We start from the raw sequence: 13,941 nt of genomic DNA on the forward strand, positions 1-13,941 counted from the left end.
GAATTCATTTAGCCAAACCCTGGTAATCAAGGGTTTGGTTTTTAAGTTTTTTGCAGGAAAGGAGGGGGTTCCGAGATAATAAAGCAAAAGGTCTGCACAACAGATGCTGTGTAGACCTTAGGCGTTTCCTGAAACATTTTGGTCGTTAACATCAGGATCAAGCGGATTAGTTGAACTTACGCCGTTGTTTGTATTAATGAAGTCACCGGTGTTAAAAGATCCCGAACCGGAACTCGTTTTCGACGTACTTTTTGGTGCCAGGTAAAAGGAGTCCCCAAAGTTCGTGACGCCTCCATCGACACTGTTGATTTTGATTGGTCCTACTATTGATGGCATAAAAACACCTGCTTAGGGTATTTGTTAGTCTTGGCAGTAAAGAAATGTCTTACTGCATAAGTGCAACTTAGGCTTATCGCTATTAAAACTTGGCGATAAGCCAAGTTTTCTAACTGTGATAGTTTATGAAATTGACAAGCATATGTGTGCCATTAATCAGGCAAATATCTGCGAAAGTGTTTTATTCTTGATTCACTATAGGCCCTTCCAAGATTGCCAATCTGGAATAAAGCTGCCTCACTGATACCGATAATGTCAACATTACTCACGCTTATTGTGTCTGAATGATGACAAGTGTCTTTTTGGACAGGTGTTTTGGTCTCCGGTAAATTTATTTTCCGGTTGAACAGGGAATAATCATTAAAATCAACGTTATCCTCAGCTCTAAACCTCGCACCTTCTTTTTGCAGGGCAATTCCACGAGATGTCGACCTAACGCGCCTAGTATCACCGATATTGAAAACACCACTGAATGTTAACCCGTTCAAACTAACATATCCCGCGGAGGCAATTCTGTTTTTCTTCATAACATCACCTTAACTGGCTAACGGGACGATTGACCCAAGTGCAGCGGCTTCAGGCGGGGTATCGAAAAATGACGAGAGGACAAATTCGTCATTGTCACCGATCAAAAATACAGATGATGCGGTTACGGTGGTAATCTCAACATTTCCAACGTTCAGGTCCCAATTATGGACTTCCATTTTCATTGTGGATTTCTTCCCCTTCCATATATTTATTCAGAGAGTGATGGATTTCCCGTTTGATTGAGTCGCTTATATGATTCTTCAGCTGGTCCTCGCTCAATCCCTGGTTGTTTCGCTTTACTTCATTTTCATAAAATGCTATGCGATCAGGCAGCTGTTTTGCCATATCTTCAATAAGTATTTTCGGGTCAACGTCATCCTTTGAAACATGTCTTTGTGCTGCAATATCAAAAATAATCTGTTCACCATGTTTATCCAGATATCTATTTAAATCAGCTGTGAGTTGTTGTTGGAGCGATGATTTTCCGGTCTTAGGCACAGAAAAATCGTCAACACCTTCTAAGTCTTCGGGTGATAAGCCAATATGAAGTGTTCCGTTCAGGTTTTCTATTTTTAACTGATCGAAGTTATATTCGATTTTTTCCACTGACTGCTTTTGATGCTGATTCGTGTCATTTTCGAGATGTTCCAATCTGTTTTCCAGTGATCGAATTTTCCGGTCTTGTTCATTGATGTACTGATAAAGGTTATAAAAATATTGATTCCAGCTGTCCATAAGAATGCACCCCCCTTATAACTGGGCAAAGGCCTACACATAACATATGCACAACTGATTGATTTGTGCGTTAATCCGGCTGCAATCTAATGATAGAAGGCTCACCGATAGGTTCGGCTTGTTCAGCAGGTTCAGTATATCCGCCTGTGTTATGAATGTCCGATTGGGCACTGATACTTCCGGTACTGCCGATTTGCAACACAGAGGAATTCGATATCGCGTTGATTTTAATAAAATGAATCGATATCGATTGGTGAATGATAAAATTCATGGCAAGCACTCCATTACGTAATATTTTGGTCGGCCTTATCAGGGTCGGTTACATTGGTGACTGATCGCCCGAGTCTGATATAAGTTCCATCTCCGGTGTTAAACGATCCGCCGCCGGCAAAAGTTTTGGCAGAGCTTTCCGGGGACATGGCGTAGACATCTCCAATGTTGAAGGTACCCGAGTCACTTATGTTATTGATTTTGACAGCTCCAACTTTTGCTGGCATCAACATTTCCTCCTTCCGCTATAGTTTATGTGCAAATGTGTAATTGTGAAACTTGGAAGGAGTTACTATCGTAAATGTAGAATATGATACAGACATCTGGTTTGACGGAGGGGGGAGAGGACATGAATGTTGCTCAACCATTACATAAATCTGAACGCATGGTGTGGATTGACGCAGCAAGGGGGTTTGCGATTTTAGGGATTTTTGTTGTGAATATCGGTGCGTTCTCAGCCCCTTATTTTTTATATGGCGGGGGAGAGGATGCATGGCCTACGGCGGTTGATCAGGCCACTCAAATGCTCATTGATATTTTCTTTCAGGCAAGCTTTTATACGTTATTTTCTGTCCTTTTTGGCTTTGGACTTCAGATTTTAAATGAGCGCCTGATGGTAAAAAAGATTGCTGTAAAGCCATTTTTATACCGCCGTCTGACGATATTGATCATATTTGGTATGGTTCATGCATTTTTAATCTGGCATGGGGATATTTTATTGTCATATGGTATTATCGGATTATTTTTCGTGGCGTTTATTTACCGGAGTGACAAAACGATTTTGCTGTGGGGGTCGTTAATGCTTGGGGTCAGCGTATTTCTGTATACGCTGATGTTATACAATGTGAAAGCATTTCTCGGCAGTGCCAGCACATCTGAAATTAATCGTGCTGAAAAAAATTATTCAAGTGATAACCTGTCTGCCATTTTGGGACAGAACCTGAATGACTGGCTGTATTCCAATAGTGTTTTTTCTTATTTGCTGCTGGCAACGACGCTATTGCCATTGTTCCTATTTGGCCTGTATCTGGCCAGGAAACGATGGCTTCACAACCCCCGGGAGCACCGGGATAAGCTTTTAAATGGCTGGATTATCAGTTTAATCGTGTTTATTGTCCTGAAGATGGGACCGCATCTTTATGGGAATCCGGTCTGGTTTTCATACGCGCAGGATAATATCGGAGGCACCGCTTCAGCACTTTTTTATGTATTTTCGATTGCACTGCTCGGTCAGAGTATGCTTGGTCAAAAATTGCTGCGGCCGTTCAGTTATATCGGACGGATGTCGCTGAGCAATTACATATTTCAATCACTGTTCTGCTTTGTGCTGTTTTACGGTGTTGGCTTTGGACTGTATGGTTCAATCAGACCTATTCAGGCAATGGGGATCGTCGTATTGTTCTATGTGGTTCAGATATTGGTAAGCAAGTGGTGGCTCACGAAATTCCGTTACGGCCCGTTAGAGTGGATCTGGCGGAGTCTAACCTACAAGCAGAAACAGCCGCTGCGTGAGAGAGAATAGCATGGTGTATTGATTGGCATGTGTGATGACGAATAAAGGTTAAATGTGAATAAGAAGCAGGTCACATCAGCAGAAGAGCGCGAACGTCGGTAGAAGAACGGAAATATCAACAGAAGAGAGAAAACATCGGCAGATCAGGAATAACATCGACAGGACGTCATACAAATAAAAATAAGAACAGGCTCCCCCGCGCCGGAGCAGCCTGTAAATTCAACTGTCACGCCTTTAAAGGCGGTGAGTTCCGATTGAATGAAGTTTTATCTTATGCTCCCAGTACTTCTTTGATGTGACCGACTGCCCATTCAAGGTCTGGTTTATCAATGACAAGCGGCGGGGCAAAGCGGATGACATTTTCATGCGTTTCTTTGCATAGCAATCCTTTTTCTTTCAATGCCTCACAATAGGGCCGTGCCGCTTCAGTTAGTTCAACACCAATAAATAAGCCTTTTCCGCGCACTTCTTTTATTTTCGGGTTCTTGATTTTCTTCAGTTCGCCCATCATGTAATTACCAAGTTCGTTTGAGCGGTCAGCTAATTTTTCCTCTTCAAGCACTTCCAGTGACACTGTAGAGACAGCACACGCCAGCGGGTTGCCGCCAAATGTTGATCCGTGTGACCCCGGGTTGAATACACCAAGGATATCCTTATTGGCGACTACAGCTGAAATCGGGAATACGCCGCCGCCTAAGGCTTTACCCAAAATCAAAACATCGGGTGTAACACCTTCCCAGTCGCAGGCGAACATTTTGCCTGTACGTGCAAGGCCAGACTGAATTTCATCAGCCATATACAGCACATTATTTTCAGCACAGACGTCATATGCTTCTTTCAAAAATCCTTCCGGCGGGATGTTGATGCCCGCTTCACCCTGAATTGGCTCAAATAAGAAGGCGGCTGTGTTCTCATTAATTGCTTCTTTCAGTGCGTCCACATCGCCGTAAGGAATGATTTTGATTCCTGGCAGAAGTGGACCAAATCCGCGCTGATATTCTGACTCCGATGACAGGGAAACAGCTGTCATGGTACGGCCGTGGAAGTTACCCTCGGCAACAATGATTTCAGCCTTATTTTCTGCAACACCTTTGACATCATATGCCCAGCGACGTGCAGCTTTTACAGCAGTTTCCACAGCTTCTGCGCCGGTATTCATCGGGAGTGTCATCTCTTTATTGGTCAGTTTGCAGATTTTTTCATACCATGGGCCAAGCTGGTCATTATGAAATGCACGGGAAGTCAGTGTGACAGCATCTGCCTGTTTTTTCAGTGCATCGATGATTTTGGGATGACGATGGCCCTGATTTAATGCGGAATAAGAACTGAGCATGTCCATGTATCGGTTGCCTTCAGGATCCTCAACCCATACGCCTTCCGCTTTATTAATGACAACAGGAAGGGGATGATAGTTTTTCGCACCATACTCCTGTGTCTGGTCAATAATTTCCTGACTTGTATTCGCCATATTATCCCTCCGAATTAAAAAATACCATTCGTTCTAAGTATAACAGTTTTTATGGTAATTTACTTTAAGTAAAAGTTCAATAAATTATCAAATGATTTTCCTGATGTGACGTGTTAAGATAGAAAATACGTAAGTAGGTGTTTGAAGGAGGAACGATAAACTATGAATACACACTTGCACGTGACCTCGTGGGTTTTGGCATTTATTCTCTTTATTGTTATTGTCATACTAAATAAGTCAGGCAAAGCTAAAGGTGCCAAAATCCTGCAAATGATTTTGCGTCTGGATTATTTACTGATTCTTTATTCCGGTGGTACACTGCTCGCTGCCTATTTTAACGGGCCGCAGATGGGTGAAGCCATTTTCAAGGGTCTTGCCGGAATCTGGGCGATATTTGCAATGGAAATGATCAGCATGAAATCCGGCCGGGAAGAGCCAACAAAAAGCTGGTGGATTCAGCTTGTCATAGCAATATTGCTGACGCTGATTTTAGGTTTCGGCCGGCTTGGATTCGGATTTTTGCCATAGGCTCTGCAGTAACAGGGACTTCTCCATTGGAGGGGTCCTTTTTTCATGGAAGGAATAAGAGCTAATGCCTCTTAGGTTGGATAAAAAATAGCTGCCGTATCTATTTTCGATGTACTGATAAAAGAGGTCGGGACAAAAGTATATAGGAAAATAAAAATCCGAACGATGATTCAAATCTCTTCAGTGAGTTTTCGAAGCAGCTCGGATTTTTCTATTCCTTGTAAACCAGCGAAGGAAAAATGTGGAGACTCCTGGGGGAGCATAGGCCTAGATGAGACCCCGCAGTGCGATAGCACGAGGAAGCTCATCAGCCGCCCCCCCGGAAAGCGGAGTGTTTTTCCGAAGTGACGGTCATAACATAATACTAACATTCAACCAGAATCCCCGGACAACTGTTCGGCTTTTATATTGATTATTTTAGTTATCCCCAGTCTCTTTTTGTCGTTTATCCGCCTGTAATTGGCATATTTTATTCACTCAGTGTGTTAATGACGTCATCGATTGTCTTTTCGGAAGCGATTAAGCCTTTACTTGTCCAGTGACTTGGATCATTCATCGTATATACATTGCCGTTTTGAACCGCGGGTGTACTTTGCCAGACAGAACTGTTTTCCAGCGTTTGCAGTCCCTGTTCATTCTCCTTGGCAAGCAGGAAGACATGGTCGGCTTTTAATTCGGAAAGCTTTTCAAGGGAAATCGGACTCCACTGTGTCTGAGCTTTACCAAGTTCCTTAACCAACTCGGGCTGGTTAAGTCCAAGCTGCGAATAGAGCACTTCTGCACTGTGCCGATTTTTTTCAAATAAATAGAATTGGTCTCCTTTTGCCCAAATCATTGCAACTGTTTCATCACCGATAGCTTTGTTAAGTGTTTCTTTTGCGCTTGCAACTTTCTCGTCATATTGATTAAGGACTTCTTCAGCTTTGGCTTCCTTGCTAAGCATTTTACCAAACATTTGGATTTGCTTGCGCCAGTCATTTGTCATTTCCTCGGTCATCACATAGGTTGGCGCGATTTTTTGATAGTCTTCGTACGACCCTTCATAACTGTCGGTGGCATTCTCCAGAATGATTAAATCCGGATTATGTTTCAAAACTTGTTCCTGGGGGAGGTTCCATTCGATCTTCGGGACGTCTTTCAGCTGGCCTTCAAGGTAATCCTGAACAGTTTCACCAATTGCCCACTTGGCTGCCGGAGTAACGCCTAGTGCAAGCAATGCATCTTCGTGGTATGGTGCGATAATACGCTTGGCGTCAGCCGGAATCGTAACCTCGCCCATTTGGCTGTCGAGAGTCACCTCAGATGACTGACCGCTGTTCTCTTCGCCTGAAGAAGACTCTTCATTCGAATTATTGCCCGCACACGCAGCCATCAAAAGTGTTACAGCTAGTAAAAGAACACTAATCAGGCTATAGGATTTATTCATTCTGCACATATGTAAAAACCCCTTTATGTTATATGACGTTCCTGATAGTAATGATAATCATTTTCAATTATAATGTCAATTTATTTCTAAAAATATTGCAGTGTCCGCTATAAGCAATTATAATTTTCTATGGATTAATTTGTTTTTTTACAGGGGTAAATTATGCTATCAACTATTCATCATTCTAAATTATTGAAAATAGCAATCATCATGTTAACGGTAGTGGCACTGGCTGTTTCGATGGGGCTTTCAGTTGCCTTTGGGGCGGTTGACATAAAATTGCCAACTGTTTGGAATGCGGTTGTACATTTCAATGAAAACCTTACAACTCACCAGGTGATTCAGGAATTACGGCTTCCAAGGGCAACCGCTGCAGCAATGGTAGGTGCATTTTTGGCAGTGTCCGGTGCAATTATGCAGGGCATGACACGCAATCCGCTGGCATCGCCATCCATTATGGGGGTTACAAATGGTGCTGCATTCGCCCTTGTTATCACGATGGCTTTTTTTCCAGGAGTTTCCAATCCTGCTATGACATTCGCTTCGTTCGCCGGCGCCGGAATTGCCGTTGTACTGGTATTTATGGTTGGCTCATTTTCCAAAAGCGGTCTTACGCCAGTTAAACTTGCCCTGGCAGGCGTTGCAATCGGCACATTGCTAACATCGGTTTCATCAGTCATTGCGCTCCATTTCCAATTGGAAAAACAGCTGGGGTTTTGGCAGGCCGGCGGGTTGGCAGGAACGGGCTGGCAGGCCAATCAGGTTTTATTAGCCTCCGGTGCTGTCGGGATGGTCATTGCATTGATGATTGCCAAATCGATTACGGTTCTCAATTTGGGAGAAGATGTGGCAGCAGGCCTTGGACAAAATAATGCTCTGTTAAAAATTCTCGGAATTCTGTCAGTACTCATATTGACCGGGGCGGCGGTATCAGTGGCAGGCTCAATTGGATTTTTGGGTCTCATTGTTCCGCATATCACACGATTTATAATAGGGACGGACTATCGCTGGCTTATTCCTGTATCTGCATTGTTCGGTGCACTATTGCTCGTATTGTCCGATATCGTTTCAAGGTTGGTCAATGCACCGTTTGAAACGCCAGTAGGTGCGATCACCTCACTAATTGGCGTGCCATTCTTTCTTTATCTTGCACGTGGTAAAAATGGGGGTGGCCAATCATGAGTCAAAGCCGAAAATACAAGACTCTGCGATTTGCGACTGTTACCGTATTGCTGGTCGTGCTGATTGTGGTCTTGTTCTTCATAACACTTGGTACAGGTGTGGTGTCCATATCGCCTTTGGGTGTGCTCAAGACAATTATTGGACAGGGAACAGATAGACAGGAATTGGTGCTTCTTGACTTTCGGCTGCCGCGGATTGTGTTGGCATTGCTTGTAGGTGCCGGGCTCGCTGTTTCCGGTGCTATACTTCAGGGAGTAACACAAAATGAGCTGGCGGAACCGGGTATTTTGGGGATTAACACCGGAGCCGGTTTTGCTGTCGTGTTGTTTATATTCTTTGTTCAGGATTCGCTCAATGGCACTCTCTCTGTTTTTATCATACCATTGTTTGCGTTACTGGGAGCGTTAGTGGCCGCATTTCTAGTCTACACATTGGCATGGAAAAATGGGGTGAACCCAATCCGGCTCGTTCTTGTCGGAATTGGCATCAATGCCGGATTCAGCGCGGCACTGATCATTCTTCAGCTTAAAATGAACCCGGAGAATTTCAGGCAGGTAACCGTATGGCTGTCCGGCGATATTTGGAGTGCTAGCTGGCCATTTGTAATGTCGCTGTTGCCATGGATGGTGATACTCATTCCGTTTGCACTGGTAAAAGCGAATGCACTGAACGTGTTGCATCTGGGTGATGATGTAGCAGCAGGGCTAGGTTCCAAGGTTGAAGGCGATCGTCTTGTGCTGTTACTGACTGCTGTCGCCCTGGCCGGGGCCAGTGTCGCCGCTGGCGGTGCGATTGCTTTTCTGGGCCTTGTGGTACCACATCTGGCGCGAAAGCTTATCGGCCCAATGCACCAATATACTATTCCAGTTTCAGCTTTGATCGGTGCACTGCTATTGATGGCTGCTGATATGATCGGGAAAAACCTACTGGCACCGATGGAAATACCAGTCGGGGTCGTTGTCTCGATTCTAAGTGCCCCGTATTTTATCTATTTGCTGATCAAAACGAACTAACACAAGAGGGAGGGGACATCATGTCGAATGAAGTTTATGACGTAACCATTATCGGGGGAGGTCCTGCCGGGTTATTTGCAGCCTTTTACAGTGGTATGCGGGAGATGAAGACGAAGATAATTGAATTTTTGCCATTTCTGGGCGGCAAAGTTCCTTATTTTTATCCAGAAAAAACAATCAGGGATGTTGGCGGGATGCCGTCCATATCCGGGGAAAGATTTACGGATCAGCTAATTGAACAGGCCATGACATTTAATCCGTCTGTCATTCTGGGTGAGCAATGCACCAGCGTGGAAAAAACAGTAGACGGGACCTGTTTTATCCTGACAAGTAATAATGGTGCCAAGCACTATACTCGGACGATTATGATTGCAACGGGATTTGGTACAATTAAACCGGTAAAACTTGATTTGTCTGAAGCCAGTCAATTTGAAGAGAAAAGTCTGGATTATGCAATAAAGCGCTTGGAAAATTACCGCGGGAAACATGTGATCATCTCCGGCGGCGGTGATACTGCAGTCGATTGGGCGAACGAATTGGAATCAATTGCTGAACAGGTAACATTGGTGTATCGAAAGACAGCTTTCTCAGGTATTGAGAGTAATATTACAAAAATGCAAAACTCTTCAATTAATGTTAAAACGCCTTATACAGTTGATCGCCTGATTGGAGAAGGTGGCCGTATTTCAACTGTCCGGCTAAAAAACCTGCGGTCTGGGAAAACGGAAGAAACCATGGCCGATGCTTTAGTTGTGAATCATGGGTTTGAGATCGATCTCGGGCCAATTGCTGAATGGGGGATGAGCATGGAAAATGGAACGATTTCAGTTGACAAAAAAATGGAATCGTCCATCCCCGGTATTTTTGCTGTTGGTGATATTGCGGGTTATGATCACAAATTGCAATTAATTGCAGGCGGATTCAATGAAGGACCTGTTGCTGTCAACAGTGCCAAAAAACATATTTATCCGAATCAGCACCTCGAACATTTGTTTTCAACGGATACTGATTTGTTTTCCTAGTCATTCATGCTATGGCGTGGGTAAATATGAATGATTTTCAACAATCTTATCGTTTACATTGACTATCCGCATGAATTGTCAATAATGGACATATATCATGCACATATATGAAGGAGACTTCTATGAAACGCCTTTTATTACTAGCAACAGTTCTTTTGTCGTTATTTGCATCTGCAGGCCCTGTTGTGGCTGGGGAAGATGAATCCAGTTCAATACAAAGCGAAACCTTCTATCAGATTTTAGTTGATCGCTTTAACAATGGCGACAATACACTAGACGATCAAGTTGACCTTGAGGATCCGGTTGCATATCATGGTGGAGATTTACAGGGGATTACCGATAAACTTGGTCATTTAAAGGAAATGGGTTACACGACACTGGTTTTATCCCCGGTTATGGAAAATTCGGCTAATGGCTACCATGGCTATTGGATTGAGGATTTTTATAAAGTGGATGACCAGTTTGGAACGATGGCTGATTTAAAGGAATTGGTAAAAGAAGCACACGGGAAAGATATGAAAATCGTTCTGGAGTTTGTGACAAATTATGTTTCCGAAAATCACGTCATGACAGACGACCCCGCGAAAAGTGATTGGATCAAAGATAGCAGCCGTAAGCAGTCCTTTCAATGGCAGGATCAAACAGTTGTTCTTGATCAGTCAAATCCTGAGGTGCAGGATTTTTTAATGGACGTAGCGGATTACTGGATTGAAGAAGCCAATATAGACGGATATAAATTTCATGCTGCCGACAAGGCAAACCAGACATTTTTAGATGAGCTGACAACCCATATCCGCAGTGGTAACCCTGAATTCTATATGTTAGGAGATATCTCGGATACAGAATCATATAACGGCAACCTAACTGAAGATACAGCTATACAGGCGGTTGACAATCATGCTTTGTATGAATCGATGACGGAGGTCTTTGCTAAGGCCGGCAAACCGCTTACAAGCATTCATGAAACTTGGCAAGCCACTGGCGGGCAGGACAGGTTAAACTATCTGGATAATCAACATACAACACGGTTTACCCAGAAATTCCAGGAGAATGGGCGGAACAATGTCACAGCATGGAAATTAGCCTTAACTTATCTGTATACCGTACCGGGCGCACCAATGGTTTATCAGGGATCGGAAATTCCAATGGGCGGTGCAGGTTTTCCTGAAAATCAGCAGCTGATTAAGTGGAACAGCTCGGATGAAGATTTGCAGAAGTTCACAAACAGGATCGGAGCACTCCGTTCAGAATTTCCGGCACTGCAGCATGGCGATTATGAACTGGTGAAATCCAGCGGTGCAATGAGCTTGTTTAAACGGTCCTACGAAGGTGACACGCTGTTTATTGCGATTAATAATGATACGGAATCGCGGGACGTGTTACTGGATAGTATTGGGTCTGGCAAACAGCTGAAAGGCTTGCTCGGTGATAACCTGGTAAGGGAAAATGAAGACGGGCAGTACCGGATCGGTTTGCCGCGCGAGACTGCTGAAGTTTACGTTGTTCAGGATGACGCCGGCCTGAATTGGGTAGTGATTGCTCCGGTTGCAGTGATTTTTATATTGTTTATCGCAGGTGTTATCTATCTGACCAGACAGCAAAAAAAACGGGAAGCTGAAGCATAATGGCTCAGCTTCCCGTTTTTTAAGCAAATTCATGAGCTGAAATGGCTCCTTGCCGATGTAAATAATGATAAATTTTCCGGTAGTCATTTATGTTAATGTCGCCAGTGATGTATTTCTGCTGATAAAAGTCCAATAGGGCATTCATTGATTCCGGCGGCCGATTCCGCTCTGTTTCAAAAATCGTGATTAATTCAAAAATACTCACCTGAACCCTCCTTTTCCATTTCCGGTTTAGGTTGTCCTATCGGAAATATATGTGGAGGGAAAGTGAAACATGACAAGTTAAATTTTTGAGTTGCACTGATACAGTAAGAAAGTAATGATACTTTATTCTGGCAAAAAAGTATTCAGCGTTACTGGATACCCTTTTCGTTTGTTAATCTCTATTTGTAATTGTCATTTAAAAAGAAAATGGCTAGCGTGCCGGGACCTACATGCGCGCCGATTGTTGAGCCAACCATCTCGATCAGGACTTCCTTTGTATCAAACTTTTCTTTAATCATGTTGGCAATTTTCTGTGCTTTCTCTAGATCATCTCCATGACTGATGCCGATGGTCTGATTTGAAAAGTCGATACCGCGCTCCGCCATAATGTCAAGCATCCGGTTCAAAAGTTTTTTTGAGCCCCGTATTTTTTCGAGTGGAACCAGTTGGCCATCTTCAACGTGAAGAATCGGTTTGATTTTTAAAAATGACCCAACAAAAGCAGCTGTTTTACTGACGCGGCCGCCGCGGTACAGGTATTCCAGATCATCGACTGTAAAAATATGCTCCATGTGCCCTGAATGGTACAATGCTGTATCAATAATTTCTTCACTTCCTGCTCCTTCTTTTGCAAGCTGGGCGGCACGAAGAATGACGAGGCCGTATCCGATTGAGGCACATTTTGTATCAACCACATGAAGTTCAGCCTCCGGGTAGGTTTCTTTCACTTCCTGCTCTATCATTTTGGCGGTTTGGTATGTACCGGATAGTTCTGAAGATAAGGCAAGATACACTAATGGTTGATTTGTTTCAGCATATGATGTGAAAATAGTTTTAAAGGTCTGTGGCGATACCTGGGATGTTTTGGGGTTCTTTCCCTCCCGCATGACGTCATATACCTCTTTTGGCTTTATGTCAATATTGTCTTTATATTCCTGTCCATCAAGATGAACAGTTAAAGGTACCATTTCAATGTCATATGTTTTATAATGTATTTCGGACAAATCACATGCAGAATCAGCGAGGATTTTAATCGTCATTTTTACACCTACATTCCAAGGAATTATTGATTTAAGTTTAAAACGATACAGAAGAATAGTCAAAAAATAGTCATAAAAAATAAGATATGCCCGGAAGAGGAGGGAAAGGATGTTTTTAGTAGAAGCAAGACGAATAATTATTGTTATATTTGGAGCTCTCTTAAATGCTTTATCGCTGAACTTGTTCCTGATTTCCGCCAATGTGTATGCAAGTGGATTTACAGGTGCGGCACAGCTGTTTTCCAGTATCTTCAAAGATTTTCTCGATATTGGTTTGTCGACTGGTGTTATTTTATTCATTTTAAACATTCCGGTGGCAATATTGGGCTGGTATAAAGTCGGCAAAGGGTTTACCATTTACAGTGTCATCTCAGTCCTTGTGACGACCGTTTTCCTGGAGGCTATTCCAGTTCTAGCACTTTCAGAGGATATCATCCTGAATGCCGTATTCGGCGGTGTCCTCGGTGGTGCCGGTGTCGGGCTGACATTAAGGCATGGTGCCTCCACAGGAGGGATGGATATTGTTGCGATGGTATTATCCCGAATGAAAGACAGACCAATCGGGGTTTATTTTTTAACGCTGAATTCAATCATTATTGCCATGGCCGGGATTCTGTATAAACCGGAAAATGCGCTGTATACATTATTGACATTATATGTGACAACACGTGTGATTGATACCCTTCATACGCGTCATGCAAAAGTGACGGCTATGATCATTACGCATAAGCCAGAAGAACTGCAAAAAGCGATTCATGATACAATGGTTCGCGGTATCACGATTCTCCCTGCTAAAGGGGCCTATACACGGGATGATAAAAGTATGATGTACCTTGTTGTCACACGGTATGAGCTTTACGACCTTGAACGGATTATCGGTGAGGTGGATCCTAATGCCTTCACCAACATCGTGCAGACAACAGGTGTGTTTGGCTCGTTCAGACGTGATTAAAACTTAAGCTGGTTAGGGGTAATTCAGATGAAGATGACGCTTAGGCATGCTGAGTACCAATAAAAAAGACAGCAACGGTGCTGTCTTTTTTTCGGCTAT

Annotated in this window: 17 protein-coding genes; 7 read left to right on the forward strand and 10 right to left on the reverse strand. The window is 43.4% G+C overall.

Annotated elements, in window-relative coordinates; all coding sequences use genetic code 11:
- Nucleotides 1-117 precede the first annotated feature (117 nt).
- From ON01_RS04935 to ON01_RS04960, 6 genes are all read right to left on the reverse strand, one after another.
- Entirely contained in the window at nucleotides 118-336 is a 219-nt protein-coding gene (locus tag ON01_RS04935) for a spore germination protein (RefSeq protein WP_010529898.1), read from the reverse strand.
- A gap of 152 nt (nucleotides 337-488) precedes the next feature.
- Nucleotides 489-824, reverse strand: a complete 336-nt coding sequence (locus tag ON01_RS18510; protein ID WP_175284928.1) for a spore germination protein GerPE — start codon at nucleotides 822-824, stop codon at nucleotides 489-491.
- 48 nt (nucleotides 825-872) lie between these two features.
- A complete protein-coding gene (locus ON01_RS04945; protein ID WP_010529900.1) occupies nucleotides 873-1,046 on the reverse strand; it encodes a hypothetical protein in 174 nt (57 codons plus the stop codon).
- Nucleotides 1,027-1,599 carry a germination protein GerPC gene (gerPC, locus tag ON01_RS04950; protein WP_010529901.1) on the reverse strand — a complete coding sequence of 191 codons (573 nt, stop codon included), beginning with the start codon at nucleotides 1,597-1,599 and terminating at the stop codon, nucleotides 1,027-1,029. The genes ON01_RS04945 and gerPC overlap by 20 nt, the downstream gene beginning before the upstream one ends.
- Nucleotides 1,600-1,669: 70 nt before the next feature.
- Complete coding sequence (locus ON01_RS04955; RefSeq protein WP_010529902.1) at nucleotides 1,670-1,870, reverse strand: spore germination protein GerPE; 201 nt, start codon at nucleotides 1,868-1,870, stop codon at nucleotides 1,670-1,672.
- Between the two features lie 13 nt (nucleotides 1,871-1,883).
- Nucleotides 1,884-2,096, reverse strand: coding sequence for a spore germination protein (locus tag ON01_RS04960; RefSeq protein ID WP_010529903.1), 213 nt, complete (start codon nucleotides 2,094-2,096; stop codon nucleotides 1,884-1,886).
- Nucleotides 2,097-2,218: 122 nt separating this feature from the next.
- Between ON01_RS04960 and ON01_RS04965 the strand changes: the two genes are divergently transcribed.
- Nucleotides 2,219-3,391: a DUF418 domain-containing protein gene (locus ON01_RS04965; RefSeq protein WP_010529904.1), complete on the forward strand. Its 1,173-nt coding sequence runs from the start codon at nucleotides 2,219-2,221 to the stop codon at nucleotides 3,389-3,391.
- Nucleotides 3,392-3,653: 262 nt separating this feature from the next.
- Here the strand turns inward: ON01_RS04965 and ON01_RS04970 are convergent, their stop codons facing one another.
- Complete coding sequence (locus ON01_RS04970) at nucleotides 3,654-4,850, reverse strand: ornithine--oxo-acid transaminase (RefSeq protein ID WP_010529905.1); 1,197 nt, start codon at nucleotides 4,848-4,850, stop codon at nucleotides 3,654-3,656.
- 162 nt (nucleotides 4,851-5,012) lie between these two features.
- Here ON01_RS04970 and ON01_RS04975 point away from each other — a divergent pair, with 162 nt between their 5' ends.
- Nucleotides 5,013-5,378: a YisL family protein gene (locus ON01_RS04975; RefSeq protein ID WP_010529906.1), complete on the forward strand. Its 366-nt coding sequence runs from the start codon at nucleotides 5,013-5,015 to the stop codon at nucleotides 5,376-5,378.
- A 469-nt stretch (nucleotides 5,379-5,847) separates the two neighbouring features.
- Here the strand turns inward: ON01_RS04975 and ON01_RS04980 are convergent, their stop codons facing one another.
- Nucleotides 5,848-6,813: an iron-hydroxamate ABC transporter substrate-binding protein gene (locus ON01_RS04980; RefSeq protein ID WP_010529907.1), complete on the reverse strand. Its 966-nt coding sequence runs from the start codon at nucleotides 6,811-6,813 to the stop codon at nucleotides 5,848-5,850.
- A 153-nt stretch (nucleotides 6,814-6,966) separates the two neighbouring features.
- Between ON01_RS04980 and ON01_RS04985 the strand changes: the two genes are divergently transcribed.
- From ON01_RS04985 to ON01_RS05000, 4 genes are all read left to right on the forward strand, one after another.
- Nucleotides 6,967-7,986 carry a FecCD family ABC transporter permease gene (locus ON01_RS04985; RefSeq protein ID WP_010529908.1) on the forward strand — a complete coding sequence of 340 codons (1,020 nt, stop codon included), beginning with the start codon at nucleotides 6,967-6,969 and terminating at the stop codon, nucleotides 7,984-7,986.
- Nucleotides 7,983-8,999, forward strand: a complete 1,017-nt coding sequence (locus ON01_RS04990) for a FecCD family ABC transporter permease (protein ID WP_010529909.1) — start codon at nucleotides 7,983-7,985, stop codon at nucleotides 8,997-8,999. The genes ON01_RS04985 and ON01_RS04990 overlap by 4 nt, the downstream gene beginning before the upstream one ends.
- A 20-nt stretch (nucleotides 9,000-9,019) precedes the next feature.
- Nucleotides 9,020-10,021 carry an NAD(P)/FAD-dependent oxidoreductase gene (locus tag ON01_RS04995; protein WP_010529910.1) on the forward strand — a complete coding sequence of 334 codons (1,002 nt, stop codon included), beginning with the start codon at nucleotides 9,020-9,022 and terminating at the stop codon, nucleotides 10,019-10,021.
- A gap of 122 nt (nucleotides 10,022-10,143) precedes the next feature.
- Entirely contained in the window at nucleotides 10,144-11,646 is a 1,503-nt protein-coding gene (locus ON01_RS05000; protein ID WP_010529911.1) for an alpha-amylase family glycosyl hydrolase, read from the forward strand.
- A gap of 19 nt (nucleotides 11,647-11,665) precedes the next feature.
- On the opposite strand, the gene yppF is transcribed toward ON01_RS05000, so the two are convergent.
- Nucleotides 11,666-11,851 carry a YppF family protein gene (gene yppF / locus ON01_RS05005; RefSeq protein WP_010529912.1) on the reverse strand — a complete coding sequence of 62 codons (186 nt, stop codon included), beginning with the start codon at nucleotides 11,849-11,851 and terminating at the stop codon, nucleotides 11,666-11,668.
- A 178-nt stretch (nucleotides 11,852-12,029) separates the two neighbouring features.
- Nucleotides 12,030-12,890: a DegV family protein gene (locus tag ON01_RS05010; RefSeq protein ID WP_010529913.1), complete on the reverse strand. Its 861-nt coding sequence runs from the start codon at nucleotides 12,888-12,890 to the stop codon at nucleotides 12,030-12,032.
- Between the two features lie 109 nt (nucleotides 12,891-12,999).
- Here ON01_RS05010 and ON01_RS05015 point away from each other — a divergent pair, with 109 nt between their 5' ends.
- Nucleotides 13,000-13,842 carry a YitT family protein gene (locus tag ON01_RS05015; protein WP_010529914.1) on the forward strand — a complete coding sequence of 281 codons (843 nt, stop codon included), beginning with the start codon at nucleotides 13,000-13,002 and terminating at the stop codon, nucleotides 13,840-13,842.
- The last annotated feature ends 99 nt before the right edge of the window (nucleotides 13,843-13,941 follow it).

The organism is Lentibacillus jeotgali (assembly GCF_000224785.1).
GTDB lineage: Bacteria > Bacillota > Bacilli > Bacillales > Amphibacillaceae > Lentibacillus > Lentibacillus jeotgali.